Here is a 26,190-nt window from a genome sequence, read left to right as displayed (position 1 = left end):
CTGACGGTTCCCGTGTCGATGGGCTGCGGGCAACGGAATCAGGAGACCTCGACTTGATCATCATCGCCGGATCGCTGCACGTCGATGCCCTTGATCGCGATCGTTACCTGGCGGGAGCCGTGGAGGTGGATCGCCTCGCCCGTGGGACCGCCGGATGCCTGGATTTCGCGCAGACGCCCGACCAACTGGACCCCACCCGGATCAACGTGTACGAGCGGTGGGAGTCCGACGAGCATCTGCGACGGTTCCGGGAGTCCGGCGGCGGCCCGGCGGTCGAGCTGCCGCCGATCAGGTCGGCTGAGGTGCAGAGATATCGGATCTCCGGGGTGGAGCAACCGTGACGACCCGGTCGGCCCAGCGGCTCAGCAGCGCCGGATCGTGCGAGACGACCAGGACACCCAGCCCGGTCTCCCGCTGTTCCGCGGTGATCACCGAGGCGACCAGGGCCTGGGTGGAGGCGTCGAGCATGGTGGTCGCCTCGTCACAGAGCAGGTACGCCGGGCGGTGTGCCAGGGCCCGGGCCAGGCACGCGCGCTGCAGCTGACCGTCGCTGACCGCGTGCGGACGGCGGGTCAGCAGGTCCGCGGTCAGACCCACCCGGTCGGCGAGTTCGGCGACACGGGCGGCGATCCCCTCCCGCGGCCGCCGGACCGCCCGCAGCGGCTCGGCGATCAGGTCGGCGAGTGTCAGGCGCGGATCGCTCGCGGCGCGGGGACTCTGGAAGAGCACGGCGATCCGGGTACGCACGGACACCGGCACCCGATGCCGCACCCCCTCGATCCGTACCCCGTCGAGGGAAACGTGCCCGGCGTCCGGGGTGTGCAGGAGCGCGAGGACCCGTACCAGAGTGGATTTGCCGCTGCCGGAAGGCCCGCGAAGCCCGACCGTCTCGCCTGCCGCAACCGTCAGGGAGACGCCGTTCAGCACACGGCGCCCCCGATAGCCGGCGCTGACACTCTCCGCGACCAGACTCATGCGGGCACCTCCACGAGCGGGTGATGGCAGGCGACCGGCCCGGACGGCCGGGTGGCGCAGGTCTCCGACACGCGCGGGCAGCGCGCCGCGAAAGCGCACCCGGGCGGGAGCGCGGTCAGCATGGGCGGATGGCCGGGGAGGGGCGTGAAGTCGCGGTCCGGCAGGGCGTTCAGGAGAGCTTGGGTGTACGGGTGAGCAGGCGACCGGAACAGATCAGCAGCGGGCCGGTGCTCGACGATCCGGCTGGCGTACATGACGGCGACCGTGTCGGCGACTCGCTCCGCCGCCGCGAGATCGTGGGTGATCAGCAGCACCGCCGCGCCCGCGTCGCAGCGGCGGCGCAGCAGATCGAGCGTGTGATCGACGAGGGGCCGGTCGAGTCCGCTGGTGGGTTCGTCGGCGATCAGCAGCGGCGGATCGGTGGCCAGGGCGAGCGCGGTCGCCAGCCGCTGCGCCATGCCACCGGACAGCTCGAACGGATAGCGTTCCAGGTCCGCGGGGTCCAGCCCCGCCTCGATCGCGACCTGGGCGGCCAGGCCGGGGTCACGGCCGTGCGCCGTCAGCGTCTCAGCGAGCAGCCGCCGCCCGGTCCGTACCACCGTCAGCGCGGTCGCCGGACTCTGCGGGATCAGCCCGATCCGCCGCCCCCGCACGCTGCGGGCCAGGACCTTCTCCCCACAGGCGAGCAGATCCACCGCCCCGCCCGACCCCACTCCCCCGCCACCTGCGCCGGTTCCTTCAGGCTGGTGCTCAGCGCTGTCTCGGAGCCGGCGAGACAGCCGTGACGACCATCCGGAAGACCCTCGCCGGCTCTCAGCGCGGTCTCCCGCCGGTCGAGGCAGCACTGACGACCAGCGGGGCAGGGTCCGCCGCTGCGTGGACGGTCCCGGGGCGGCGGGACGGGCGGGGTGGAGGAGGGCTCGGCCGGTGACGAGCGCGTTGGCGGGAAGGAGGCCCAGCAGGGCGTGGGCCAGCACCGATTTGCCGCAGCCGGATTCGCCGACGACGGCGAGGAGCTCGCCCGGCCGTACCGTCAGGTCCAGATCCGAAACCGCATGAACCGTCGCGTCGCGCAAGCGGAAGCGGACGCCCAGCCCCTCGATGACCAGGAGGTTCTTCACAGGTTCAGCTCCGCACGGACTCGGGGGTCGAGGTGGTCGCGCCAGCGGCCGGCCAGCGCCGCGATGGCGAGGGTGACGGCGACGATCACCGCACCCGGCACGATGCTCGACCACCAGGCGCCCGCCAGCAGCGACCGCTGACCGTCATTGATCATGTTGCCGAGGGACGCCAGGTGCGGTGGCAGGCCGAGGCCGAGGAACGACAGGGAGGTCTCGTGCCAGACGGCGTGCGGGATCATCAGCGTGACGGCCAGGGCGATCTTCGGCAGTACGTGCGGGAGCAGGTGCCGGGTGAGGATCCGGGTCCGGCCGGCCCCGCCGGCGATCGCGGCGTCGATGAACGGGCGGGTACGCAGGGACAGCAGTTCGGATCGGACGATCCGGGCGGTGGACAGCCAGTGGGTGAGCCCGATGGACAGGATCACCGCGCCGAGGCCGGGCCGCAGCATCGCCACGATGAAGATGCCGAGCAGCAGGTGCGGCAGGGCGGAGATGGTGTCGATGACCCGCATCAGGATCCGGTCCACCCAGCCGCCGAGCAGGCCGGCGAGCCCGCCGATCAGCCCGCCCACGAGCGCCGCGGCGACGGCCGCGACCACGCCGACCAGCAGCGACACCCGCAGCCCGTAGATGCTGCGGTGCAGCACGTCCCGCCCGAGGTCGTCGGTGCCGCCGGGATGCGCCGGCGACGGCGGCAGAGTGGTGCGGTCGAGCGCGACGGCGCTCTGATCGAGCGGGAGAAGCAGCGGTACGAGCAGCACCGCACCCACCGCGGCTCCCAGCACCAGCGCGGCGACCGGCGTCCCGGGCCGGATCCGTGGCCGGGACAGAGCGAGGTCAGCCATCGATGCGCACCCGGGGGTCGGCGGCCGTGTAGGCCAGATCGGTCAGCAGGTTGGCGGCCAGCACCACCGCCGTCGTGATCAGGGTGATCGCGGCGAGCAGCGGGAAATCACTGCCGAGCGCCGCGTGCACGCTGACCGCCCCAAGCCCTGGCAGGGAGAACACCGTCTCGACCAGTACCGATCCGCCGACCAGTTCCGGCAGATGGGTGCCGACGAGGGTGAGGAACGGCAGCAGCGCCGTCCGCAGCGCGTGCCCGAACAGGACCGTCCGCCCGGCGAGCCCACGGGCCCGCGCGGCGAGCACATGGTCCTCCCGCAGGCTCTCCGCCACCGAGTCCCGGACGAACAGCAGGAACCACGGGGCCTGGGAGATCGCCAGCACGGCCACCGGCAGCACCAGATGGTGGGCGACGTCGGCGACGTCCACGCCGGTGGACCGGACGTCGGTGAGGCCACCGGCCGGGAACCATCCGAGGCCGATGGCGAACACCGCGATCGCGGCGAGCGCGAGCCAGAACGACGGCATGGACTGGACGGCGTACGCGGCCACCCGCACCCCCCGGTCGAGCAGCCCGCCCCGGCGGTAGGCGGCGAGCGTGCCCAGGACGAGGCTGCCGATCAGGACCACGCCCAGGGTGATCCCGATCAGCAGCAGGGTCCATCCGGCCCGGGCGGCGATGACGTCGCCGACCATCTCGTGCCGGGAGGTGGACCAGCCGAGGTCGCCGTGGAGCAGGTTGCCGAGCCAGCGCAGGTACTGCACGTACAGCGGGTCGTCGACGCCCCAGTTGGCCCGGATCTGGGCCAGGTTCTCCTCGCTCATGGTGAAGACGGCGGCGCCCGCGTACTGCTTGGCCGGATCCATCGGGGACGCGGCGCCGAGCAGGAACATGCCGATGCTGGTGGCGAGGAGGACCGGCAGGGCGAACGCGAGCCGCCGCCCGATCACCTTGATCATTTGCGGGTCCAGGTGTGGATGTTCCACCAGATGGCGTTCTCGACGCCGTGGGCGTGCGGCTCGACCCGCGGGCGGACGCCGGCGACGTCGTCGCGGACCAGGTAGGTGTGCCGCAGGTAGGTGAGGAACACCCAGGGCACGTCCGCGGCCAGTTGCTCCTGGAACCTCTGGTACGCGGCCTTGCGCTCAGCCGGGTCCGAGCTGGTCCGTCCCTTCTCCAGCGCCTCGTCGGTGACCGCGGACGCGTACGAGCCGGGGTTGAAGTAGCCCTCGCCGGCGAACCTCGAGCCGAACAGTTTGTAGGAGACGAAGTCCGGGTCGTACGGCGTGCCCCAGCCCATGATGAGCGCGTCGTCCTTCATCCGCGGGTCGATCGCGTCCCAGGTGAGACCTTCCGGCGTGATCTCGATGCCGGCCTTCTTCGCGTCGGCGGTGACGGCGAGGGCGAGTTCCTTGCGGAGGCTGTCGCTGGCCGGGTACATCAGGGTGAACCGGGCGCGCTGCCCGTTGCGGGCCCGGATGCCGTCGGCGCCGAGGGTCCAGCCGGCCTCGTCCAGGATCGTCGCGGCGTCTCCGACCGTGGGCGCGGGCGCGGCGTACTCCGAGGTGGGCGGGATCGGCCCGTACGCCGGGTCGCCGGCTCCGGCGAGCACCCCGGTGACCATCGCCTGCCGGTCGACTGCCGCGTTCACCGCCCGGCGGATCGCCAGGTCCCCGGTGACCGGCCCGTTCATCGGCAGCATGACCCCGCGGTAGTCGGCGGTCGGCACCTTGTGCACGGTGTACCCGCCGAACGCGGTGGCCAGTCGCGGGGCGACCTCGACGGCGTCGAACTCGCCGGCGCGGGCCCGCTGGGCGCGCACGTTGTCGTCGGCGACGAACGCGACGATCACGCCGCTGTTGGTCGGCTTGCCACCCCAGTAGGTGTCGTTGGCCGCGAGCACCAGTTTGTCCCCCGGGGTCCAGGAGGTCACCCGGTACGGCCCGGTGCCGACCGGCTTGCGGTTGATCTCGGACTTGTTCATGTCCTGGCCGGGCAGCTCCGGCAGGATCCCGATGGTGAGCCGCTGCAGGAACGGCGTGTACGGGTACTTCAGCGTGAACACCACGGTGTCCGCGCCGCTCGCCGTGACCTTGTCGAGCATGTCCAGGTCGGAGCGGATGGTGGAGTCGACTTTCGGGTCGAGGATCGACCGGTAGGTGAAGACCACGTCGTCGGCGGTGAGCGCCTTGCCGTCGTGGAAAGTGACGCCGGTGCGCAGTCGCGCGGTGACCGTCCGGCCGTCGGCGGAGACGGTGGGCAGGTCGGTGGCGAGCGCCGGGCTCAGCGCGTTCCTGTCGTCCCGGGCGACCAGGCCGTCGAAGATCAGCGAGGCACCGTCGGCCCCGTACCCCAGCACGGGGTTGAGGTTGTCCGGCTCCCCGGCGGTGGCCACGACGAAAGTGTCCGTGGCCGAGCCGGGGCCGGTGGCGGCCGGTGTCGAGCAGGCGGTCAGGGCCAGCAGGGCGACGACTGCGGTCCCCATGAGACGAAGCATGACGACATCCTCGTAGTAGTTGCCAAGAGTTTGCAACTACTACGAGAATGAGAGAAGCAGATCACGATCTTGCGTAGCGCGGCACGTACTCCTGTCCGGAAAGCTCCCCGATGGCCGTCATGATCGCGTCGGTGGCGGCGCGGCGCTCCCGCGCGCTGTCCGGGTCGGTGGCGATCGGCGCGAGCTGCACCGGCTTGCCGAACACCACCCGCACCCGGGCCGGCCGCGGGATCACGCTGCCCGGCGGCAGCACCCGCTCGGTGCCGAACATCGCCACCGGCACCACCGGAGCGCCCGACTTCAGCGCCAGCCACGCCACCCCGGTCCGCCCGCGATAGAGCCGCCCGTCCGGCGAGCGGGTGCCCTCCGGATAGATCGCGAACGCGTCACCGCGGCGCAGCACCGCCAGGCACGGCTCCAGGGACGCCACCGCGGCCCGCTTGTCGTCCCGGTCCACCGCCACCTGCCCGTCACGGGACATGAACCAGGAGACGAACCGCCCCAGCGGCCCCTGCCCGGTGAAGTACTCCGCTTTCGCCATGAAGGTGACGTGCCGGGCCACCGCCATCGGCAGGAACGTCGAGTCCGTGATGGACAGGTGGTTGGAGGCGAGCAGCAGCGGCCCGCTCACCGGCACGTGCTCGGCACCCTCCACCCGCAGCCGGACCGCCTTCTTGACCAGTTCGTACACGTGCCGCCTCTCATCGTTCACCGGTACGGATGAAGTCCCGGAGTCCCCGCACCACCGCTACCACCTCAGGCGGCGCGGTGCGCGGCGAACCCGCCACAAACGGCGGACGGGGGTCGTACTCGATACCCAACTGCACGGCCTGGGCGACGGTCGCGTCCGTGATCGCGGCGACCAGCCCGATCGCCATGTCGATCCCGGCGGACACCCCGGCAGCCGTCACATACTTACCGTCGGTGACCACGCGCTCCTCGGTGGGGACCGCGCCGAACTCGGCGAGCAGCTCCAGCGACAGCCAGTGGCTGGTGGCCCGGCGGCCGGCGAGCAGACCGGCCGCGGCGAGGATCAGCGAGCCGGTGCAGACCGAGGTGGTCCACGTGCTGGTGGCGTCGGCACGGCGCAGCCACCGATGCATCGGGCCGTCGGACATGTGATCGTTCTGCCCGGGTCCGCCGGCGACCACGATCACGTCCGGATGCGGCACATCGGTGAAGGTAGCGTCCACGGTCAAGGCCAGGCTGCCGACCTCGGTCCGGACCGGCCCCTCGCGCTCCCCGACGAACACGACCTCACCGCCCGGCACCCGGCTGAGCACCTCGTAGGGACCGACGGCGTCGAGCGCGGTGAAACGGTCGAAGACCACGATGGCGAACTGCATCTCAAACCTCCTGGGGTACGGGACGGAAACGCCGCTGGTATTCCGACGGCGCGATGCCGAGCACCCGGACGAAGGCGCGGCGCATCGCCTCCGGGGTGCCGTAGCCGCTGGCCCGCGCCACCTGCTCGACCCCGTCGGCGCCGTCCTCCAGCAGCCGCCGGGCCGTCTCCAGCCGGACCGCGTCGACGTACCGGCCCGGGGTCTGCCCGACCTCGGCGGTGAACGCGCGAGCGAACTGCCGTGGCGACAGGTTCGCCCGCCGGGCCAGCGCCTCCACCGACAGGTCGCCGGCCGGATGGTCGGCGATCCAGTGCTGCACCTCCCGCAAGCCGGGCCGGGCCGCGACCTGGGCGGACAACTGCGCGCTGAACTGGGTCTGATTGGCCGGCCGGCGCAGGAACATGACCAGGTGCCGGGCGATCAGCAGCGCCGTCTCCCGGCCCCGGTCCGCCTCGACGATCGCGAGCGCCAGGTCGATGCCGGCGGTCACCCCGGCCGAGGTGGCGATCGGCCCGTCGATCACGAAGATCGGCTCCGGGTCGACGTCGACGTCCGGGTACCGCCGGGCCAGGGTGCCGCAGACGTCCCAGTGCGTGGTGGCCCGGCGCCCGGCCAGCAGACCGGCCGCCGCCAGCACGAACGCGCCCGAGCAGACGCCCATCACCCGCGGGATGCCGCTCGCGTGCCGGCGCAGCCAGGCGACGATCTCCGGATGCGGGTCGTGGGTGCCGTGGCCGCCGGGCACGACCACGATGTCCGGCAGCGGCGCGGACGCCAGGTCGTGCTCGGGCAGCAGGACGAGGCCACTGGAACAGCGCACCGCCCGGCCGTCCCGGCTCGCCGTGCTCACCCGGTACCCGGCGCCGGTGAAGACCTCGAGCGGCCCGGTCACGTCGAGGCTCTGCACCCCGTCGAAGATCAGGATCAGTACGTCCACGTCTTCAGCCTCGCCGCTGCCGGGCACGGCAGCAACGACACGGATCCCACCTTTCCTGCCACTACCGCCGCACGTTCCCGCTGCCAGACCCCGCTCCCGAAGCACCGATCTCAGACCCCGCACTCGGGACGCCGCTGTCAGACCCGCACTCGGGACGCCGCTGTCAGACCCGCACTCGGAACGCCGCTTCCACACCACGCACTCGGAACGCCGCTCTCAGACTCCGCCGATGGCCTCGCTGATCGCCTCGATCAGCCGGGTGGCGATCACCGGCTGATCGGTGGCGACGGTGATGACCGGCCCGACGTTCAGCGGTCTCGCCTCCGCCGCCCACCGCGGCCAGTCCTCCGTCAGCCGCTGCTCGTCCTGGTGGATCCCGCTCCGCCGCCGGTTCCGGTAACGGTCCAGAGCCACCTCGGCAGGCACCGAGCACCAGATCTCCAGCACCGTGCGCGCCCCGGACCGGACGATCCCGTCGGTCACGAACCCCAGGTCCCGCGGCCGGAACCACCAACTCTCCAGGATCACCACCCCCGGCGTCGCGGCCGCGATGTCCCACATCGCCTCCGCGGCGGCCACCCCCACCGCCTTCGGCGGCACCCCCGGCACTGCGGCGGCCATCGCCTCCTTCAGCAGGTCCTTGCCGATCAGCGGTACGCGCAACGTAGCCGCCAACCGCCCCGCCAGGGTGCTCTTCCCCGACCCGGGCAGCCCGTTGACCAGAATCAGCCGCTGCGCCACAGACAGAAGCTTGTCACCCGCACGCCCGCACCGTGCCCCCGTCCACCGTCCCCACGATGAAGGTGCACCGTCCGGCCACCCCAACCCACGCCAGCCGGACGGAACCGGAACCGGCATGGAACGCTCCACGCCGGGATCTGCCGCAGCAGCGCCGACCGCCGACCGGCGCGTGTGGACTTCAGCCGCTGCTCCTCGTCGGGAACGCCACGCTGGGGCGCGGGCCGGGGGTGACGCTTCGGGCGTACCGCTCCGGGAGACGCAGAAGCCCGGCCTGCCGTGAGTGGCAGGCCGGGCTTCGGTGCGAAGGTTCGTCAGCAGGCGCCGGCGAGGACCTTCGGCTCACCGGAGGTGGTGGCCGGGAGGGTCAGGCAGGCCACGGTGCTGCCGGAGGTCACCTGAGCGACACCGGCACGAACGATCTTGACCTTGGTGCCCGGCATGTTGAAGTCGGCGACGGCCTTCGCCAGATGGGTGGCCGGCTTGCCACCCTCGCTGAGGGCGAGCAGCAGGGTCTTGGAACCGAGGAGGCTCGCCCAGTTCTCCGCGACGGTGCTGGTGCTGCTGGGCGGGAAGCCGGCGCCGCCATCGAGGTCGCTGGTGACGCCACCCATGCCCTGCGAGAGACCCTCGACGATCTTGGAGACGTCGAGCTTCTTGGCGTCGCCCGGGGCGCTGATCTCGGCGCCGGTGGCGATCTCGACGCGCACGCTCGCGCGGCCGGTGTTGCCCGTGTCGAACTGGAGCAGGTTGATCTCGAACGCCTTGAAGTTGCCGTTGTCGATCCAGAGGTCGAGGACGATCGGCTTGTCGGCCGGCGTCTCCTTGCCGAGCTCGGCGGTCGCCTCCTTGAGGACCTCGCCGGTCTCCGCGGGAGCGAGCTTCGCGATGGCGTCGAGCAGGCGCTTGCCCTCGTTGAACGCCTTCACCGTCGAGGTGGTGACGACCAGGTGGGTCTTGTCCTTCTCGTCGCGGACGATGTCGGCGCTCTCGAGCAGGTTCTCCGCGCTGGTCTTGAACTCGGCGACGATCTTCTCCTGCTCCGCCGGGTCGACGCTGGCACTCGGCTTGACGCCGGTGGTGCCCTCGGCGAACTTGGCCACGTCGTCGGCGGAGATGGAGACCCAGCCGCCGTTGAGCAGGGTGTCGATGCCGGGGACCGAGGCGCCGACCTCGGTGCGGATCTCGTCGACGTCGGCCTTGGTGCCGCCGAACTTGGTGACCAGCTCGTTGACCGGCACCTTGAAGTAGGCGACCTTGTCGACGACCCGGACCTCGGCGCCGGTGACGCCGTCGATCGTGGCGTTGAACAGCGCCCGGTCGTCCTCGATGCCGTCGCCGGCCTTGTCCCAGCCCAGGGTGAACGAGGAGTTGTAGATCTTGCGGATGATGTCGGCGTCCTCGTTGGTGAAGGCGTCCGAGCCGGTGCCGGACTCCTTCTTCGCGAAGGCGATCAGGTCCTCGACGTTGCCACCCGCCTTGAGCGTGAAGCCGGCCTTGCCGGACGCGCCCAGGTTCTCAGCGGCTTTCTTGAGCTCCAGCTTGGGCTCGAGCTGCTGAAGCTGGTTCGCACACCCGACCGTGAGGGTCAGGGTGGTGACACCGGCTACGGCGCCGGCCAGGAAGCGCTTCATGCGCGGAAATCTCCATTCAAGGGGGCTACCGCGGCACTCCCCCGTGCCGCGGATTGCCGAGTGTAGGGCCATCAATCAAAGGCCCGCGCACCCATTTCCCCGTTCGGGCACCTCCAGCGATGACGTCACACCCCCTGGCCAGGGATTTTCCACCGTTCGACCGATTTCTTCCGGCCGATCATCCATTTCAGGTGCTCAATATCACGACACGTTTCAGTATCGGTCCCGTCACGCTTTGACGTACTCGGCGAGATGTTCTCCGGTGAGTGTGGAACGCGCCGCCACCAGATCCGCCGGGGTTCCCTGAAAGACGACGCTGCCGCCGTCGTGACCGGCCCCCGGGCCCAGATCGATGATCCAGTCGGCGTGCGCCATCACCGCCTGATGGTGCTCGATGACGATCACCGACTTGCCCGCGTCGACGAGCCGGTCGAGCAGCCCGAGCAGCTGTTCGACATCGGCCAGGTGCAGGCCGGTGGTCGGCTCGTCGAGGACGTAGACGCCGCCCTTGTCGCCCATGTGGGTGGCCAGCTTGATCCGCTGCCGCTCGCCGCCGGACAGCGTGGTCAGCGGCTGACCGAGGGTCAGATAGCCCAGCCCCACGTCGGCGAGCCGCCTCAGAATCGTGTGCGCGGCCGGCAGTTTCGCGTCGCCGGCGGCGAAGAACGCCTCCGCCTCGGTGACCGGCATGGCCAGGACCTCGGAGATGTCCTTGCCGCCGAGCCGGTACTCCAGGACCGAGGCCTCGAACCGCTTGCCCTCGCACTCCTCGCACGGCGTCGACACCCCGGCCATCATGCCCAGGTCCATGTAGATGACGCCGGCGCCTTTGCAGGTCGGGCAGGCGCCCTCGGAGTTGGCGCTGAACAGGGCCGGTTTCACCCCGTTGGCCTTGGCGAAGGCCTTGCGGATCGGTTCCAGCAGGCCGGTGTACGTGGCCGGGTTGCTCCGCCGGGACCCGCGGATCGCCGTCTGGTCGATCGCCACCACGCCGTCCCGCTTCGCCACCGAGCCGTGGATCAGCGAGCTCTTGCCGGACCCGGCCACCCCGGTCACCACGACCAGCACGCCGAGCGGGATGTCCACGTCCACGTCACGCAGGTTGTGGGTGGCGGCGCCGCGGATCTCCAGTTTCCGCGAGGCGACCCGGACCGAGTCCTTGATCCTGGAACGGTCGTCGAGGTGGCGGCCGGTGATGGTGTCGCTGGCGCGGAGGCCGTCGACCGTACCCTCGAAGCAGATCTCCCCGCCCGCGGTACCGGCGCCCGGCCCGAGGTCGACGACCCGGTCGGCGATCGCGATCGCCTCCGGCTTGTGCTCGACCACCAGGACCGTGTTGCCCTTGTCGCGCAGGCGCAGCAGCAGCTCGTTCATCCGCTGGATGTCGTGCGGGTGCAGGCCGATGGTGGGCTCGTCGAAGACGTAGGTGACGTCGGTCAGCGCCGATCCCAGATGCCGGATCATCTTGGTGCGCTGGGCCTCGCCGCCGGAGAGGGTGCCGGCCGGCCGGTCCAGCGAGAGATAGCCGAGGCCGATCTCGACGAACGAGTCGAGGGTGTGCCGCAGTTTCTCCAGCAGTGGCGCGACCGACGGCTCGTCCAGGTCGCGCACCCAGGCGGCCAGGTCGCTGATCTGCATCGCGCAGGCCTCGGCGATGCTGATCCCCTTGATCTTCGAGGAGCGGGCGGCCTCGCTGAGCCGGCTGCCGTCGCACTGGGGACAGACCGTGAAGGTGATCACCCGCTCCACGAAGGCGCGGATGTGCGGCTGCATCGCGTCGACGTCCTTGGACAGGAACGACTTCTGGATCGACGGAATCAGCCCGGCGTACGTCAGGTTGATCCCGTCGACCTTGATCTTGGTGGGTTCCTTGTAGAGGAGGTCGTTCAGCTCGCGCTTGTTGTACTTGCCGATCGGCTTGTCCGGGTCGAAGAAACCACAGCCCCGGAAGATCCGGCCGTACCAGCCGTCCATGCTGTAACCGGGGATCGAGATGGCGCCCTCGTTGATCGACTTCGTGTCGTCGTACAGCTCGGTGAGGTCGAAGTCGTTGACGTTGCCGCGGCCCTCGCAGCGCGGGCACATGCCGCCGGTGATGCTGAACGACCGCCGCTCCTTCAGCGTCGCCCCGTTCTTCTCCACGGTGACCGCGCCGGCGCCGGAGATCGAGGCGACGTTGAACGAGAACGCCTGCGGGGAGCCGATGTGCGGATCCCCCAGCCGGCTGAACAGGATCCGCAGCATCGCGTTCGCGTCGGTGGCGGTGCCGACCGTGGACCGCGGGTCCGAGCCCATCCGCTCCTGGTCGACGAGGATGGCCGTGGTCAGCCCCTCCAGGACGTCCACGTCCGGCCGGGCCAGCGTCGGCATGAACCCCTGCACGAACGCGCTGTACGTTTCGTTGATCAACCGCTGGGACTCGGCCGCGATGGTGCCGAAGACCAGCGAGCTCTTGCCCGAGCCGGAGACCCCGGTGAACACCGTGAGCTGGTGTTTCGGGATCTCGACGCTGACGTCCTTGAGATTGTTGACCCGGGCGCCGTGCACGCGGATCGAGCGAAGAGCGGTCATCTGTTCTCCCCCTGTGAAAAGACTCGCCTCAGGTCAGTTGATTGATGCGCACCATGTTGCCCGCCGGGTCGCGGAAGGCGCAGTCGCGCAGACCGTACGGCTGGTCGGCCGGCTCCTGCACCACCTCGGCGCCGAACCCCGCCAGCCGGTCGAACGTCGCCTGCAGGTCGGTGGCGGCCAGCACGATCCCGGCATAGCTGCCCTTGGCCATCAGCTCGGCGATGGTACGGCGTTCGGCGTCGGTGATGCCCGGGTCGGCGGCCGGCGGCTGCAACACGATCGACGTCTGCGGCTGGCCGGGCGGGCCGACGGTGATCCAGCGCATGTCGCCGTACCCGACGTCGAGGCGGACCTCGAAGCCGAGGCCGTCCCGGTAGAACTCCAGAGACTTGTCCGGGTCGTCGGTGGGCAGGAACGCGGAGTGGATGACGATGCTCATGCCGACGATGCTAGGAACGTCCGCGGCGGCCCGGCTTCTCGATTCCTGACCGGTCGCAGCACCTGCTTGGCGACGCACCCGGGCAGGCCGGCGACCTCACCCGCGACCCGGCGCCGGTACTCCCCCGGCGGGATGCCGACCAGCTCGGTGAACCGGGTGGTGAACGTGCCGAGCGACGAGCAGCCGACCGCGAAGCACACCTCGGTGACACTCAGGTCGCCACGCCGCAGCAGGGTCATCGCCCGCTCGATGCGCCGGGTCATCAGATAGCTGTACGGCGACTCGCCGAACGCCGCCTTGAACTGCCGGCTCAGATGCCCGGCCGACAGATGCACATGCCGGGCCAGCGCCTCCACGTCCAGCGGCTGCGCGTAATCCCGGTCGATCCGGTCCCGCACCCGCCGCATCAACACGAGCTCACGCAGTCGCTGGTCGCCCACGAGAGGCAGCCTAACGGCTCCGGTGGCGCGGAGCGGACGCCGTCACCGCGAGGACCGACAGCAGGATCAGCGAACCGGCCGGCGTGAGGACCGTTCACGGGACCCGTTCGACGTAGGGACGCCCTCGGCGAGGGTCAGGTGGCTAGCACGGCGGAGACGCCCACCCGCTGAGTGGGTGGGCGTCTCGAGTGGGTGGGTCAGTGGACCTGGTCGGGGAGGACGGCCAGGCCGGCGCGGGCGACGATCTCCTGCAGGGCGGCCACGTGAGCGGCGAAAGCGGCGTGGCCGTGCGGGCTCAGCTTCGCGGACGTGCGTGGGCGTTTGCCGACGAAGGATTTGCGGATCTCCACGTAGCCCGCCTCCTCCAGGGTGGTGAGCTGCTTGGACAGGGCCGAGTCGGACATCTCCAGGCTGTCGCGGAGGAACTTGAAGTCGGCCCATTCGGTGGCTGCGAGGAGGCTGACCAGGGACAGCCGGGTCGGGGCGTGGATCAGCTCGTCGAAGCGTGGGTCGGCGCTCACCGGGAGCTCGCCAGCGGGCGGGAGAGCATCAGACGGCGCAGGTAGGACATCAGGTAGCGGCCGCCGATGACCAGCCCCGCCGCCACCGGCAAGCACGCGAGGGTCGCCGGGAACGGCACCGACAGCGCCGCGAGGGTGAAGCCGAGGGCGAGCCCGACAGCGACCAGGGCCAGGGCGAAGGCCGCGATGGCCAGGGCGCCGCGAACGCCCATCAGATCCTGGCGGACCTGCACGCGGGCCTTCCGAACGACAGCGATGATCACGGCGCTCAATCCCAGGGCGTAGAGGATCGAGCCGATCGCGATCACCCAGCCGATCCGGCTCTCCACGCTGGCGACGAACAGCACCATCAGGACGCCGATGGCCGGCCAGTACCACGCTGGGGTGAGGCTGGTCTCCACCACCTGCTCGCGGCGGGCGCGCATCTCGGCGAGGGCGATCTCGGCGTCGATCGGGGGGATCTCCATGGCTTCCTCCTCCGGAACGTACTTGCCTACTAGGAAAGTAGCTCGTACTTTCCTAGTAGGCAAGTACTTTCTTGGTTGACCGAGACGGCACATCGGAACGTGTGGCGCGGGGACCGTGCGCTCACCCGTACCCCCGTCAGAGGGCTGCCCGGACCAGGAGGGTCACCGGCAGGGAGAGGGCGACGGCCGCGAGGAACGTCATCGCGAAGCGCCGCCGCAACGCTGCGCGCAACTCGTCGCGGCGGCGGGCCTTCGCCGCGCGGACCAGGCGGGAGCTGAGATAGAGATAGGAGGCGGCGGGCGCGAACAGCGCGGGCACCATGAAAAGGGCACTGACCAGCGCCGACACGCCGTGCCAGCCGTCGTCACCGCCGCAACTGGACACCCTGCGGCCGCTGACGCAGCGCGGCAGACTGATGTCGTACCGGATGTCGGCCACCGACCAGGTGACGACGGCGGTCGCGACCACGGTGACGGCGGCGAAGACGAGAAGGCTGCGACGTTGCACGTCCGATATTGTGCAGGCATGCGCGTACCGACCGCGGCGATCACCGCAGCGTCCCTGATCGGCGGTTGGCAGACCGCCCGCCGCACCGGCGTCCGCCCGCTCGGCGGGGCCGTCCTGGCCGTCGGTGGCCTGCTGGCCGGCCGCGAGTGGGCCCGCCGCACCGGCCCGGCCACGACCGCCGCCCTCGCCGCGACGTACCTGGGGGCGTTCGCCCTGTCCCACCCGCTGGCGAAGCGGATCGGCCCGTGGCCCTCGGTCCTGACGGTCTCGGCCCTCACCGCCGCCGTCTCCTACGCGGCCGCCGACCGCCGATAAAGCCGCCGGCCGCCGGGCGCGACGGACACGGTGACGGTGCCGGGCGCTCGCCGAGGGTGACGGCACACCCTGACCGCGCCGGCCGACACGGGTGTCATGTCATGGTTTCGGGATGGGTCTGTCGCGGCGAGGGCTGCTCGGTGCCGGGTTGATCGGGGTGGTGGCGCCCCGGAGCGGGGAGCCCCGCGAGGCGGACTGGCGTTCGCTCGCCGGCGGGCTGGAGGGCACCCTGGAACGACCCGGGAGCGCGACGTACGACCAGGCGCGGCAGCTGTTCTCGCCGCGGTTCGACCGGGTGCGGCCTCCGGCGGTGGTGCGCTGCGCGACTCCGGCGGACATCGTCGAGACCATCGCGTTCGCGAACCGGCTGGGGTTGCCGATCGTGCCGCGGGGCGGCGGTCACTCGTACGTCGGCGCCTCCACCACCTCGTCCGGGATCGTGCTGGACGTGCGCGCGCTGAAGGCCGTCGGCTTCGACCCGGCCACCAGGACCGTCACGATCGGCGGCGGCGCGCCGCTGATCGACGTCTACAACGGCCTGGCGGGGTACGGGGTGTCGATCCCTTCCGGCTCCTGCGGCACGGTCGGCATCACCGGCATCACGTGCGGCGGCGGGATCGGCGCGGCCGCCTCCGCCTACGGCCTGACCTGTGACACGGTCGTCGCCGCCGACGTGGTGACCGCCGACGGCCGGCTGCGGACCGTGGACGCGGTCCGGGAGCCGGACCTGTTCTGGGCGTTGCGCGGCGGCGGGGGCGGGCGGTTCGCGGTGGTGACCTCGTGGCGGATGCGCACCCATCCGGCGGGGTCGACGGGCACGTTCGTGCTGGCCTACCCGTGGGCGGACGCGGCGGCGGTGGCGGCCGGATGGCAGGCGTGGGGCGCCGGCGCGCCGGACAACGCCTGGTCGACGTGCCAGTTCGCGTCGGACCGCACGGGGACTCTGTCCGTACGGATCAGCGGTTGTGTCCTCGATGCCGACGCGCACGGTGAGGTGACCGCCCTGGCCCGGGCGATCGGGCGCGAGCCCACCTCGACCACCGTGGACCGTAAGCCGCACGCCGACGTCCTCCGGGCCCGCGCCGGCGGCACCGCACGCGGCACCCATCTGATCGGCAGTGAGATCTTCGACCGGCCGCTGCCGGCGGCGGGGATCGAGGCGGTGCTGGCGGTGGTCCGGCAGCGGGCCGCGATGAGACGGCCGGGCCTGGCGAAGTTCAAGCGGATGACCGGTGCGCCGGCCCGGGTGGCGGCGGACGCGACGGCGTTCCCGTGGCACGGCGCGCACGCGATGGTGCAGTGGCTGGTGGAACCCCCGGCGGCGGATCCGGCGTCGATCGCCGACGGATACGGCTGGATTGACGCCGCGCACCGTGCCACCGCACCGTGGTCGTCCGGCCGCTACGTCAACTATCTGGAGCCCGGCCCCACCGACCCGGGCCGCTATCACGGCCGGCACCTGGCGCGGCTGCGGCGCGTCCGGGCCGCCGCCGACCCGAACGGCCGTTTCCGCACCGCGTACCCGCTGTGACGCAAACCCTCAGGAAGTCCCGGGCCACGCCGTTATGACGCCTCGTGAACCATGACCGCATCCGTGCCTTCGCTGACAACCCGTTCGTGGTCTACCCGGACGATCAGCGGTACGCCGACGACGTCCGGCCCGGCGGCCTCCTCGACATCGACCCGGCCCGGGGATGGCTGGAGCGGATCGACGCCGCCCGCGCGGCCAACCTCTACACGTTCAGCCTGCCGCTGGACGCCCGCGCCACCGCGGCGAGCGGTTTCGGCGGGGCCGACCTGCTGCTCTTCTCCACCTACGGCTACCTGGGCCTGAACGGGCACCCGCGGATCGTCGCGGCGGCCACCGAGGCGGCGCAGCGCTGGGGCACCACGACCGGCGGCGCGCGCCTGCTGACCGGCACCATCGAGCTGCACCTGGAGACCGAGCGGGCGCTGGCCGCGCACGTCGGCGCGGAGGCCGCCGCGCTGTTCTCCAGCGGGTACGACGCCAACCTCGCCGCGATCTCGGCCCTGTTCAGCCGGCGGGACGTGGCGATCGTCGACGAGCTGATCCACCGCAGCATCCTGGACGGCTGCCGGCTGGCCGGGGTGCAGCTGGTCCGGTTCCGGCACAACGACACCGCGCACCTGGCCGAGTTGCTGGCCGCACATGCGGGCTCGCGGGTGATGGTCGCCGTGGACGGCGTCTACTCGATGGACGGCGACATCGCGCCGCTGGCCGAGATCGTCGCGCTGAAGCAGCGGTACGGGGCGTTCCTGCTGGTCGACGAGTCGCACGCGGTCGGGGTGCTGGGGCCGGAGGGCCGGGGCACGGCAGCGCACGCCGGGGTCGAACCGCGGGATGTGGACGTCGTGACCGGGTCGCTGGGCAAGGCGTTCCCGTCCGGTGGCGGGTTCGTGGCCGGCTCCCGCGGACTGATCACGTACCTGCAGCACGGGTCGGCGCCGTACATGTTCTCGTCGGCGATGACCCCGGGCAACGCCGCCGCGATCCGCGAGACGCTGCGGGTGATCGTGGACGAGCCGCAGCATCTGGCGACCATGTGGGCGAACGCGGCCCGTCTCCGCTCGGTGGTCGACGGCCTGGGCCTGGACAGCGGGAACACCGCGACACCCATCGTGCCGGTGATCCTCGGCGACACGGTCCGCACCTACGCGTGGGCGCGCCGCCTGCTGGATCACGGCATCTACACGTCGGCGGTGCCGTTCCCGGCGGTGGCCGAGGGCCAGTCGCGGCTGCGGCTGTGCGCGACCGGTTCGCACCGCCCGGAGGACTTCGACCGCCTGGCGGCGGCGCTGGGCCGGCTCGCCAGCGAGGAACTGGCGAACGCCGGCTGAGTCTCAGCGGACCAGGCGCAGGTTGCCGGGCTGGTACGTCACCAGCCCGGCATCGTCGACCTCGTAGGTGACCGCGGGACCGTCGCCGGTGATCCGCAGCCGGTTCGGGCTGACCAGGTGGTACGTCGCCGTGCCGGGGACCGTCTCCAGCGAGGGTGTCAGGATCCGCAGCGACGGCGCCCGGACCGCCCCGGACCCGACGGTCAGCCCGAGCCGGTTGATCGCCCAGGTCACGAAGACCGGCGAGTCGGCGAGCCGGGGGATCACGTCCGTGCCGAGCCCGTCGTCCCTGGTGAGGTGCAGGTCCTTACCCAGGCAGGACACCCGGAGCGCGGTCACCGTGGCGTCCTCGGCCAGCTCGGCCCGCCACTGCACGGTGTGTGGCCGGCTGCCGGTGACCACGGCGGTGCCCTCGGCCGACCCGGTGTCGGCGAAGACCAGCTCGGTGCCGGTCACGGCGGTGCGCTGCCAGGCCAGCGGCCCGGTGGGCAGCCGGATCGGTCGCGTTTCGACCCGTGCCGTCAGGGTTTCGGACATGGCGCCTCCTTTGCCGGAGTCCCATCCTGGCATCGTGCCACCACCCGCGCCAGGAATACCCCGGAAGGTGTCACCCGCCCGCGATCAGGGCCTGCGGCGCCGGTACGCCCGTCGCCCTATCGGGACCAGAACCAGCGGCGGTTCTGCCGGCGGCGCCACGTCATCTCGTCGGCGATCATCGAGCGGACACTCGCCACCGCCACCGTGAGGGCCTCTCCCAGCCCTTCGCAGGTCCGGCAGTCCTCCCCGTCGCATTCGGTGCGGTGGTTGTACGCGATCTCGGTGACCACCCGGTCCAGGACGGCGCACGCGTAGGTGCCCCGATCGGCGGGGTGCTGACTGGCCAGCATCTCCCGGAACCCGGTGACACCCTCCTCACGCACCCCGTAGAGCCGGGCCGCGCTCTCCACCTGGCGCAGAGCGTCCCGAACGGTCTCGTTCACGTGGACGAACTCCCCCATCGCCGGTAGCCGTGTGGACGGTGAACCTACCGGCCACGAGCATGAACTCACATGGGCTGGACAGCCGATGTCGCTCGGCCGAACAACCAGCGGACGCCCGATCCGCCGTTGGATGGTACGAAAAAATCCCCGGGCCATGGGGGCCCGGGGATCACGGCGGCAGCCCTCTCCCCCGCGCCGGGGGCTCCGGCCGAGGGATCACGGCAGGTCAGCGGGAGGCGAGCTTGTCCGCGTCCTTGTCGAGAGCGTGCGGGCTCTGCTGGATGCTGGCGGTCAGGGCTCCCACGTTCTGGCACACGGTCTGCACCTTGAGGATGGCGGTGCGGACCTCGGCGGCGTACGCGGCCTCGGCCGGCTGACCGGCCGAACCCTCCGCGTTCCGGACGGCGAGCTCGAGCACGTTCACGTTCGCGGTGATCAGCGTGCTCTTCGACTGCTTACCGACCGTCACGATCTTCCTGCCGGTGGCGACATCGAGGTCATAGCCGTCTTCACCGTGAGTGGCGTAGCCGGCGATGCCACAGGTGGTCGCGGTGGCCTCGTCGAGGCCGCTGATGGTAACCGCCGGGGCCGCGGTAGCGACCGGGGCAGCGGATTCTCCAGGGGTGGCGCAGCCGGAAACCGCCAGGATGGTGGCGGTGACGACGGCTGCGGTGGTGGTTCCTCGCATGGGCGGAAGGCTACCGGTACCGATCCCTCGCCCCACCCGGGGACATCCGCATGTGACGCACATCGTGCGCAGTTCCGTGACTGTGGGTAAATATTCATCGGAGCGCAACTACATGTGGTGAGATGGGGCGTGATCTTCGACGCCGCCCCCGACCTGTCCGACGACTTCACCGGTCCGGGCCTGCGGCCGGACCTCTGGATCGACCATTACCTGCCGCACTGGAGCACCCCGGACCGGTCCCGGGCCCGCTACGACTTCGGCGGCCGGCCCGGTTCCGGCCTGCGGCTGCGCATCGACGCGGACCAGCCCGACTGGCGGCCCGAGGACGCGCCGCTGCGCGTCTCCAACATCCAGACCGGCACCTTCTCCGGTCCCCTCGGCAGCGCCACCGGCACCCACCGGCACCGCCCCGACGCCCTGACCGTCCGCACCGAGACCGGCCCCCGCCTGCTGTGGACCCCGTCGGCCGGCCGTGTCGACGTGACGGTCAGCGCCAGCCGCGACGAAGGGTGCATGCTGGCCGCCTGGCTGGTCGGCGCCGAACTCGACAGCCGCGACAGCGGCGAGATCTGCATCTTCGAGATCGACGCCGCGGCCGTGGGCGAGGACGCGGTCACCGCCCGCCTCGGCATCAAGGCACACCACGACGACCGGCTCCACACCGACATGACCGAGGTCCGGGTTCCGGTCGACGCCGCCCGCCCGCACACCTGGTCGGTCACCTGGGGCCTGGACGGCACGGTGATCAGCTGCGCCGGCACGGAGGTCGGCCGTTTCGCGCAGGCCCCGGACTATCCCCTGATCCTGATGCTCGACCTCTTCGAGACCGCCGGACCGTCCCCGTCCCCCACCGCGTACCCGAAGACCGCCGTCATCCACCGGGTCCGGGGCTGGTCCGTCCCCGCCTGAATCAGACGACCATCTGCACGATCGCGGTGAGGCCCACCACGACGATGACCGCGCGGAGGGCCGCGGCGGGCAGGCGCCTGCCGTATCGGGCGGCGAGCATGCCGCCGACGACGGCGCCCACGCCGATCAGCAGCGCCGGGAGCCAGGCGACGACTCCGGCGACGACGAAGACCAGCGCGGCGACGCTGTTGGCGGCGCCCGCGAGAATGTTCTTCAGGCCGTTGGCCTGCTGCAGGTCCGCGGTGACCAGGGTGCCCAGCAGACCCAGGAGGAGTACGCCCAGAGCGGCCCCGAAGTAACCCCCGTAGACCCCGGCCGCGAAAACCCCGGCGATCAGCGCCACGGCCGGCCTGCCGCCCCTGCCGCGCACATCCCCGGAGACCGGGGCGCCGGTGGCGGACGGACCGGTGGTGACCGTGGTGGCGCGGCGGTTCAGGGCGCGGACCAGCCAGGGCTGACAGACGATCAGCAGGAGGGCGAGGGCGATCAGGATCGGCACGGCCAGACGGAACGCCTCGGCGGGGAGAATCAGCAGGAGCAGGGCGCCGGTGACGCCGCCGGCCAGGACCGCGGCGGCCAGGGGCAGCAGCAGATGGCGCTGCGATCGCAGTTCGGCGCGGTACCCGTAGGCGGCGGCGAACGAGCCGGGAACCAGGCCGACCGCGTTGGAGGCGTTGGCGACGACCGGTGGATAGCCCAGCGCCAGCAGGACCGGGAAGGTCACCAGGGTTCCGGAACCGACCAGGGCGTTGATCGCCCCGGCCGCCGCGCCGGCCGCGGTCATCTGGACGGCATCGATCCACTGCATGGGTTTTCGCCTCTCCCCGGGGGTCGCCGCCCGTACGGGTCGACGCGATCGGGACACTATCGGCGGCTTCCGGTCGCACCGCGGGCACGGACGGCGCGTCCCACACCCTGGAGGGTGACGGACGTGACTCGTGTGCGCCGACACTTTTGGGGGTCAGGACGGCGTCTTGGTGCTGGAGTTGAACCGAGACGGCACTCTCGGCTGGCGAAGGCGGACCGCGGAATGCAGGACGAAGATCTGATCAGGGCGGTCACCGCGGCGGTGGCGTTCGGTGTGATGCTCGCCGGGCATTACATCGGCGACCATTGGGTGCAGACGAGCGGCCAGGCGTACGGCAAGGGCCTCGACGCCGAGGGGTGCGTCCGCAGGTCGGCGATCTGGCACTGCGCCAAGCATGTCGCGTCGTGGACCGTGACGACCTCGGTCTTCCTGCTGGCGGCCGGGTGGTGGCTGAGGCTGCCGTTCGAGCCGGGCTGGCTGATCGCCGGGATCGCGCTGAACGCGGTCACCCATTTCATCGCCGACCTGCGCACCCCGCTGATCCGGCTGGGCCGGCTGCTCGGGCGCGGCGGCTATCTCGATCACGTGGGTGTGGTGCGGGCGTCCGGGCCGACGACGAGCGGACCCGGCACCGGCCTGTTCGAGCTGGACCAGGCGTGGCACATCGGCTGGCTGGCCGTCTCGGCCCTGGTGATCGCCGGCCCGCCCGCCTGACGCCCCCGGACCGACTGCGGCCCGGCGGAAAGCGGCCGAGCGGGAACGGCGGCCCGGCGGAAAGCGGCCGGCGGCGACGGGTCAGGCGCCGGGCGGTCGCCTTCTCTTGCCGCGGGCGAAGACGACGGCGACCGCGGCCACGACGCCGGTCACGCCGAGGCAGCAGAACGACAGGATCAGCAGATGCCACGGCTTCAGGGCTCCCATGGCCGACACCGTACCCAGCGGGTGCGACAGCCCGTGGGTGGCCGGGGCGATCACGCGGGGTCCGGCGGCGTGGAAGCATTGTCGTCACCGGATCGACGTGGGAGGCTGCCCTGGACACCGACGACCGCTACCTGTGGCTTGAGGACCTGGACGCGCCGGAGGCGGCGGACTGGGTCTCGCAGCGCAACGCCGAGACGGTGCGGGCGCTGTCCGGGGACGGGTTCACCCGCCTGAAGGACGAGATCCGGGAGGTCCTGGACAGCAAGGACCGGATTCCGGTCCCGGCCTGGTGCGGTGACGGGTTCTACTACGACTTCTGGACCGACGCGGACCACCCGCGCGGGCTGTGGCGGCGGACCACCGCGGAGCAGTTCCGCCGGGACGAGCCGGACTGGGACGTGCTGCTGGACGTGGGCGCGCTGAACCGGGCGGAGAACGAGAACTGGACGTGGTCCGGAGCGATCGTGCTGCGCCCCGGATATGACCGCTGCCTGGTCAAACTGGCTCGCGGTGGCGCGGACGCGGTGGTCGTCCGGGAGTACGACCTGACGCGTCGCGTCTTCGTCGAGGACGGGTTCACGGTCCCGGAGGCGAAGACCACCGTCAGCTGGATCGACGCCGACACCGTCTTCGTGGCGACCGATTTCGGGCCGGGTTCGCTGACATCGTCGGGCTATCCACGAGTGGTGAAACGGTGGCGGCGCGGCACCCCGCTGGCCGAGGCCGCGGAGGTCTTCGCCGGGGAGGCCGACGACGTCCTGATCACGGCGGTGCACGATCCCGCGCCGGGGTACGAGCGGGACTTCGTGGTCCGGCGGCGCGATTTCTACCACACCGAGCTCTATCAGATCCGGCCGGACGGGGCTCTGGCCCGGATCGAGGCGCCCGACGACGCCGACTGTGACGTGCACCGGGACTGGGTGCTGATCCAGCTGCGGTCGCCGTGGACGGTCGGCGGCGAGACCCATCCGGCGGGGTCGCTGCTGGCCACCCCGTTCGGCCGGGTGGAACCGACCGTGCTGTTTCGGCCGGACGAGCGTACGTCGCTGCTCTCCCACACCTGGACGCGAGATCACCTGCTGCTGGTCACGATGGCCGACGTGCGTACCCGGATGGAGATCCTCACCCCGGACCACCCGCGGTGGCGGCGCGCGCCGATGCCCGGCGGTGGCGGCGAGTTCGACCACGTCTGGGTGGTCGACACCGACCCGGACCACGACAACGACTTCCTGCTCTCCTCGGAGGGGTTCCTGCAACCGGCCACGCTGAGCCTCGGGACGGTCGGCGGGGACGTGACGGTCCTCAAACAGGCGCCGGCGTTCTTCGACGCGGCCGGGATGACGGTGCGGCAGCACTTCGCGGTGTCCGCCGACGGCACCCGGGTGCCGTACTTCGTGGCCGGCGCCGGGAACGGCGGACCCGCGCTGCTGTACGGATACGGCGGTTTCGAGGTCACCATGTCGCCGTCGTACAGCGGCCGCACCGGCCGGGGCTGGCTGGCCCGCGGCGGCACCTGGGTGCTGGCCGGCATCCGCGGCGGCGGGGAGTACGGTCCGGCCTGGCACCGGGCCGCCCTCCGGGAGAACCGGATGAAGGCGTACGAGGATTTCGCCGCCGTCGCCGCCGACCTGGTGGAACGCGGGATCACCACACCGGACCGGCTGGGCGCGCTCGGTGGCAGCAACGGCGGCCTGCTGATGGGCGTCATGCTGACCCGCTACCCGGAGCTGTTCGGCGCGATCGTCGCGATGGTGCCGCTGCTCGACATGCGCCGGTACACGAAACTGCTGGCCGGCCGCTCGTGGATCGCCGAGTACGGTGACCCGGACGACCCGGCGGACTGGGCGTACCTGCGGGAGTTCTCGCCGTACCAGAACGTTCGCCCGGGCCGTCCGTACCCGCCCTCGCTCCTGCTCACCTCGACCCGCGACGATCGGGTGCATCCCGGGCACGCCCGCAAGATGGCGGCGCTGCTGCGCGAACTCCGGTACGACACCACGTACTACGAGAACGTCGAAGGCGGGCACGGCGCCGCCGCCGACAACGAGCAGAGCGCCACCAACTGGGCGCTGACCCTAGAGTTCCTCTGGCGTCATCTGGGCGGCGCGTGACTCCAGATAGCGCTGCTCGGGGCGGCTCAGCGTGAGCCGGGCCGCCCGCCGGTAACAATCGCGCGCGGCGGCCCGGTCACCGGCCAGCTCCAGCAGATGGGCCCGGACCGCCACGGTCCGGTGATGCCGGGCCGGCACCGGATCGGCGGCCGCCTCGTCCAGGGCGGCGAGCCCGGCCCGCGGGCCGTCGACCATGGCCTGCGCCACGATCCGGTTCAGGGTGACCATCGGGCTGGGCGCGAGCGCGTGCAGCAGCCCGTACAGCGCAAGGATCTGTGGCCAGTCGGTGTCCGCGGCGCGCGCCGCCTCCCCGTGCACCGCGGCGATCGCGGCCTGCACCTGGAAGGGGCCGATCGGGGCGCGGGCCAGGGTGTCCGTGATGATCGCGACGCCTTCGGCGATCGCGGCGGCGTCCCAGCGGCTCCGGTCCTGCTCGGCGAGCGGGATCAGGGTGCCGTCCGGGCCGGTACGGGCGGGCCGGCGCGCGTCGGTGAGCAGCATCAGCGCGAGCAGTCCGGCCACCTCGCCGTCGTCGGGCAGGCGCCGGCGCAGCTGCCGGGTCAGCCGGATCGCCTCCCGGGTCAGGTCCACCCGGTTCAGGGCGTCGCCGGAGCTGGCCGTATGTCCCTCGTTGAAGATCAGGTAGAGCACGTGCCGGACCGCGGTGAGATCAGTGGGCGGCTCGAACCGGCCGCCCGTCTCCCGGATCCGCTGCTTGGCCCGGCTGATCCGCTGCCCCACGGTCGCCTCCGGCAGCAGCAGCGCCCGGGCGATCTCCGCGGTGGTGAGCCCGCCGACCGCCCGCAGCGTGAGCGTGACCTGCGCCGGCACGCTCAGCGCGGGATGGCAGCAGAGCTGCAGCAACGCCAGCTCGTCGTCGCCACGCGCCTGCGGGGCCGGTTCGTGCAGCATCGCCTCCTCACGGCGCCGCCGGGCCGTCTCGGTGCGCAGCATCTCCACCCGGCGACGGCTCGCCACCGTGATCAGCCAGTTCCCGGGCTGCTCCGGGACACCGGCCTCGGGCCACTGCCGGGCGGCCGCGATCAGCGCCTCCTGCACCGCGTCCTCGCAGGCGTCGAAGTCGCCGTAGCGGCGCACCACCGCGGCCAGCACCCGCGGCGCGCTGTCGCGGAGCAGCCCGGTCAGATCTCCCATGTGCTCATGTCCAGGACCGGCCGCACCTCGACCCGGGTGTACGCGGCGTCCGGCGCCTTCGCGGCCCAGGCGACCGCCTCGCCGAGATCCGCGACGTCGATCAGGTAGAAGCCGGCCAGATGTTCCTTGACCTCGGCGTACGGGCCGTCGGAGGTGATCGTCCGGCCGTCGCGGACCGAGACCTGGGTGGCCAGGGCCGGATCGCCCAGCCCTTCGCTCGCCACCAGCACCCCGGCTTCGCGCATCTCCTCGTCGAGCCGCAGGTGGCCGAGGCCGAAGTCGGTGCGCTGCTGCTCGGACAGCGTCTCCCAGACGGCCAGGGACTGCGCGTTCGACTGGATCAGGATCAGGTATTTCACGGGATTCTCCTTCTCTCTCACCCGGGACGTCGAAACCGGCGGCCCCG

At 71.6% G+C, this 26,190-nt stretch carries 30 protein-coding genes; 7 read left to right on the top strand and 23 right to left on the bottom strand.

Features of this window, described 5'->3' with window-relative positions; all coding sequences use genetic code 11:
• The first annotated feature begins 53 nt into the window (after window positions 1-53).
• A complete protein-coding gene (locus tag Aut01nite_RS17690) occupies window positions 54-341 on the top strand; it encodes a putative quinol monooxygenase (protein WP_043523175.1) in 288 nt (95 codons plus the stop codon).
• Here the strand turns inward: Aut01nite_RS17690 and Aut01nite_RS17685 are convergent.
• The 16 genes from Aut01nite_RS17685 to Aut01nite_RS17605 all read right to left on the bottom strand — a co-directional run bounded on the left by Aut01nite_RS17685 (window position 289) and on the right by Aut01nite_RS17605 (window position 15,038).
• Complete coding sequence (locus tag Aut01nite_RS17685) at window positions 289-975, bottom strand: ABC transporter ATP-binding protein (protein ID WP_052163291.1); 687 nt, start codon at window positions 973-975, stop codon at window positions 289-291. The two genes, Aut01nite_RS17690 and Aut01nite_RS17685, sit on opposite strands and share 53 nt — an antisense overlap.
• The gene (locus tag Aut01nite_RS17680; RefSeq protein ID WP_043523173.1) at window positions 972-2,096 is read right to left on the bottom strand and encodes an ABC transporter ATP-binding protein; all 1,125 of its coding nucleotides are present in this window, start codon (window positions 2,094-2,096) and stop codon (window positions 972-974) included. Before Aut01nite_RS17680 ends, Aut01nite_RS17685 begins: the two co-directional genes overlap by 4 nt.
• On the bottom strand, window positions 2,093-2,941 hold the full coding sequence (locus Aut01nite_RS17670) for an ABC transporter permease (RefSeq protein WP_043523172.1): 849 nt from the start codon (window positions 2,939-2,941) through the stop codon (window positions 2,093-2,095). Before Aut01nite_RS17670 ends, Aut01nite_RS17680 begins: the two co-directional genes overlap by 4 nt.
• Window positions 2,934-3,899 carry an ABC transporter permease gene (locus Aut01nite_RS17665; RefSeq protein ID WP_052163290.1) on the bottom strand — a complete coding sequence of 322 codons (966 nt, stop codon included), beginning with the start codon at window positions 3,897-3,899 and terminating at the stop codon, window positions 2,934-2,936. The genes Aut01nite_RS17670 and Aut01nite_RS17665 overlap by 8 nt, the downstream gene beginning before the upstream one ends.
• Window positions 3,896-5,437 carry an ABC transporter substrate-binding protein gene (locus Aut01nite_RS17660; RefSeq protein ID WP_043523170.1) on the bottom strand — a complete coding sequence of 514 codons (1,542 nt, stop codon included), beginning with the start codon at window positions 5,435-5,437 and terminating at the stop codon, window positions 3,896-3,898. The genes Aut01nite_RS17665 and Aut01nite_RS17660 overlap by 4 nt, the downstream gene beginning before the upstream one ends.
• Before the next feature lie 61 nt (window positions 5,438-5,498).
• Window positions 5,499-6,149, bottom strand: a complete 651-nt coding sequence (locus Aut01nite_RS17655) for a lysophospholipid acyltransferase family protein (protein WP_052163289.1) — start codon at window positions 6,147-6,149, stop codon at window positions 5,499-5,501.
• Window positions 6,139-6,783: a DJ-1/PfpI family protein gene (locus Aut01nite_RS17650; RefSeq protein WP_043523167.1), complete on the bottom strand. Its 645-nt coding sequence runs from the start codon at window positions 6,781-6,783 to the stop codon at window positions 6,139-6,141. Before Aut01nite_RS17650 ends, Aut01nite_RS17655 begins: the two co-directional genes overlap by 11 nt.
• Before the next feature lies 1 nt (window position 6,784).
• On the bottom strand, window positions 6,785-7,720 hold the full coding sequence (locus Aut01nite_RS17645) for a GlxA family transcriptional regulator (protein ID WP_043523331.1): 936 nt from the start codon (window positions 7,718-7,720) through the stop codon (window positions 6,785-6,787).
• Between the two features lie 216 nt (window positions 7,721-7,936).
• Complete coding sequence (locus Aut01nite_RS17640; RefSeq protein ID WP_043523166.1) at window positions 7,937-8,461, bottom strand: P-loop nucleotide/nucleoside kinase family protein; 525 nt, start codon at window positions 8,459-8,461, stop codon at window positions 7,937-7,939.
• Between the two features lie 311 nt (window positions 8,462-8,772).
• On the bottom strand, window positions 8,773-10,092 hold the full coding sequence (locus tag Aut01nite_RS17635; RefSeq protein ID WP_043523165.1) for a hypothetical protein: 1,320 nt from the start codon (window positions 10,090-10,092) through the stop codon (window positions 8,773-8,775).
• A 228-nt stretch (window positions 10,093-10,320) separates the two neighbouring features.
• Window positions 10,321-12,663 carry an ATP-binding cassette domain-containing protein gene (locus tag Aut01nite_RS17630; protein ID WP_043523164.1) on the bottom strand — a complete coding sequence of 781 codons (2,343 nt, stop codon included), beginning with the start codon at window positions 12,661-12,663 and terminating at the stop codon, window positions 10,321-10,323.
• Window positions 12,664-12,691: 28 nt separating this feature from the next.
• Complete coding sequence (locus Aut01nite_RS17625; protein ID WP_043523162.1) at window positions 12,692-13,102, bottom strand: VOC family protein; 411 nt, start codon at window positions 13,100-13,102, stop codon at window positions 12,692-12,694.
• Window positions 13,099-13,509, bottom strand: a complete 411-nt coding sequence (locus tag Aut01nite_RS17620; RefSeq protein WP_052163333.1) for a helix-turn-helix transcriptional regulator — start codon at window positions 13,507-13,509, stop codon at window positions 13,099-13,101. The genes Aut01nite_RS17625 and Aut01nite_RS17620 overlap by 4 nt, the downstream gene beginning before the upstream one ends.
• 230 nt (window positions 13,510-13,739) lie before the next feature.
• Window positions 13,740-14,063 carry a winged helix-turn-helix domain-containing protein gene (locus tag Aut01nite_RS17615; RefSeq protein ID WP_043523159.1) on the bottom strand — a complete coding sequence of 108 codons (324 nt, stop codon included), beginning with the start codon at window positions 14,061-14,063 and terminating at the stop codon, window positions 13,740-13,742.
• Complete coding sequence (locus Aut01nite_RS17610; RefSeq protein WP_083998538.1) at window positions 14,060-14,530, bottom strand: hypothetical protein; 471 nt, start codon at window positions 14,528-14,530, stop codon at window positions 14,060-14,062. The genes Aut01nite_RS17615 and Aut01nite_RS17610 overlap by 4 nt, the downstream gene beginning before the upstream one ends.
• 136 nt (window positions 14,531-14,666) lie before the next feature.
• The gene (locus Aut01nite_RS17605) at window positions 14,667-15,038 is read right to left on the bottom strand and encodes a hypothetical protein (RefSeq protein WP_043523157.1); all 372 of its coding nucleotides are present in this window, start codon (window positions 15,036-15,038) and stop codon (window positions 14,667-14,669) included.
• 18 nt (window positions 15,039-15,056) lie between these two features.
• Between Aut01nite_RS17605 and Aut01nite_RS17600 the strand changes: the two genes are divergently transcribed.
• From Aut01nite_RS17600 to Aut01nite_RS17590, 3 genes are all read left to right on the top strand, one after another.
• On the top strand, window positions 15,057-15,353 hold the full coding sequence (locus Aut01nite_RS17600) for a hypothetical protein (RefSeq protein ID WP_043523156.1): 297 nt from the start codon (window positions 15,057-15,059) through the stop codon (window positions 15,351-15,353).
• Between the two features lie 112 nt (window positions 15,354-15,465).
• The gene (locus tag Aut01nite_RS17595) at window positions 15,466-16,884 is read left to right on the top strand and encodes an FAD-binding oxidoreductase (RefSeq protein WP_052163288.1); all 1,419 of its coding nucleotides are present in this window, start codon (window positions 15,466-15,468) and stop codon (window positions 16,882-16,884) included.
• Between the two features lie 44 nt (window positions 16,885-16,928).
• Window positions 16,929-18,212 carry an aminotransferase class I/II-fold pyridoxal phosphate-dependent enzyme gene (locus Aut01nite_RS17590; protein WP_052163287.1) on the top strand — a complete coding sequence of 428 codons (1,284 nt, stop codon included), beginning with the start codon at window positions 16,929-16,931 and terminating at the stop codon, window positions 18,210-18,212.
• Between the two features lie 3 nt (window positions 18,213-18,215).
• On the opposite strand, the gene Aut01nite_RS17585 is transcribed toward Aut01nite_RS17590, so the two are convergent.
• The 3 genes from Aut01nite_RS17585 to Aut01nite_RS17575 form a co-directional block, all read right to left on the bottom strand.
• Window positions 18,216-18,749 (bottom strand): putative glycolipid-binding domain-containing protein, encoded by a 534-nt coding sequence (locus Aut01nite_RS17585; RefSeq protein WP_043523154.1) that lies wholly within the window; start codon window positions 18,747-18,749, stop codon window positions 18,216-18,218.
• A gap of 116 nt (window positions 18,750-18,865) precedes the next feature.
• Window positions 18,866-19,192, bottom strand: a complete 327-nt coding sequence (locus Aut01nite_RS17580) for a hypothetical protein (RefSeq protein ID WP_152628517.1) — start codon at window positions 19,190-19,192, stop codon at window positions 18,866-18,868.
• Window positions 19,193-19,418: 226 nt separating this feature from the next.
• Entirely contained in the window at window positions 19,419-19,880 is a 462-nt protein-coding gene (locus Aut01nite_RS17575; protein WP_043523151.1) for a hypothetical protein, read from the bottom strand.
• A 129-nt stretch (window positions 19,881-20,009) separates the two neighbouring features.
• On the opposite strand from Aut01nite_RS17575, the gene Aut01nite_RS17570 reads away from it, so the two are divergent.
• Complete coding sequence (locus Aut01nite_RS17570) at window positions 20,010-20,789, top strand: glycoside hydrolase family 16 protein (RefSeq protein ID WP_239124607.1); 780 nt, start codon at window positions 20,010-20,012, stop codon at window positions 20,787-20,789.
• A 1-nt stretch (window position 20,790) separates the two neighbouring features.
• Here the strand turns inward: Aut01nite_RS17570 and Aut01nite_RS17565 are convergent, their stop codons facing one another.
• Window positions 20,791-21,597 (bottom strand): sulfite exporter TauE/SafE family protein, encoded by an 807-nt coding sequence (locus Aut01nite_RS17565; RefSeq protein WP_043523150.1) that lies wholly within the window; start codon window positions 21,595-21,597, stop codon window positions 20,791-20,793.
• 222 nt (window positions 21,598-21,819) lie between these two features.
• Here Aut01nite_RS17565 and Aut01nite_RS17560 point away from each other — a divergent pair, with 222 nt between their 5' ends.
• Window positions 21,820-22,311 carry a hypothetical protein gene (locus Aut01nite_RS17560; protein ID WP_043523149.1) on the top strand — a complete coding sequence of 164 codons (492 nt, stop codon included), beginning with the start codon at window positions 21,820-21,822 and terminating at the stop codon, window positions 22,309-22,311.
• A gap of 81 nt (window positions 22,312-22,392) precedes the next feature.
• Here the strand turns inward: Aut01nite_RS17560 and Aut01nite_RS44315 are convergent, their stop codons facing one another.
• Window positions 22,393-22,518, bottom strand: coding sequence for a hypothetical protein (locus Aut01nite_RS44315; RefSeq protein WP_268871687.1), 126 nt, complete (start codon window positions 22,516-22,518; stop codon window positions 22,393-22,395).
• A 77-nt stretch (window positions 22,519-22,595) separates the two neighbouring features.
• On the opposite strand from Aut01nite_RS44315, the gene Aut01nite_RS17555 reads away from it, so the two are divergent.
• Window positions 22,596-24,629: a prolyl oligopeptidase family serine peptidase gene (locus Aut01nite_RS17555; RefSeq protein WP_307837514.1), complete on the top strand. Its 2,034-nt coding sequence runs from the start codon at window positions 22,596-22,598 to the stop codon at window positions 24,627-24,629.
• On the opposite strand, the gene Aut01nite_RS17550 is transcribed toward Aut01nite_RS17555, so the two are convergent.
• Both Aut01nite_RS17550 and Aut01nite_RS17545 read right to left on the bottom strand, forming a co-directional pair.
• Entirely contained in the window at window positions 24,594-25,784 is a 1,191-nt protein-coding gene (locus tag Aut01nite_RS17550; RefSeq protein ID WP_043523147.1) for an RNA polymerase sigma factor, read from the bottom strand. The genes Aut01nite_RS17555 and Aut01nite_RS17550 overlap by 36 nt on opposite strands.
• Window positions 25,772-26,143, bottom strand: a complete 372-nt coding sequence (locus tag Aut01nite_RS17545; RefSeq protein WP_043523145.1) for a YciI family protein — start codon at window positions 26,141-26,143, stop codon at window positions 25,772-25,774. The genes Aut01nite_RS17550 and Aut01nite_RS17545 overlap by 13 nt, the downstream gene beginning before the upstream one ends.
• Between the last annotated feature and the right edge of the window lie 47 nt (window positions 26,144-26,190).

The organism is Actinoplanes utahensis (assembly GCF_016862455.1).
GTDB classification, from domain to species: domain Bacteria; phylum Actinomycetota; class Actinomycetes; order Mycobacteriales; family Micromonosporaceae; genus Actinoplanes; species Actinoplanes utahensis.
Note: the sequence above shows the minus strand (reverse complement) of the source record. Positions and strands in the feature narration are given on the sequence as shown.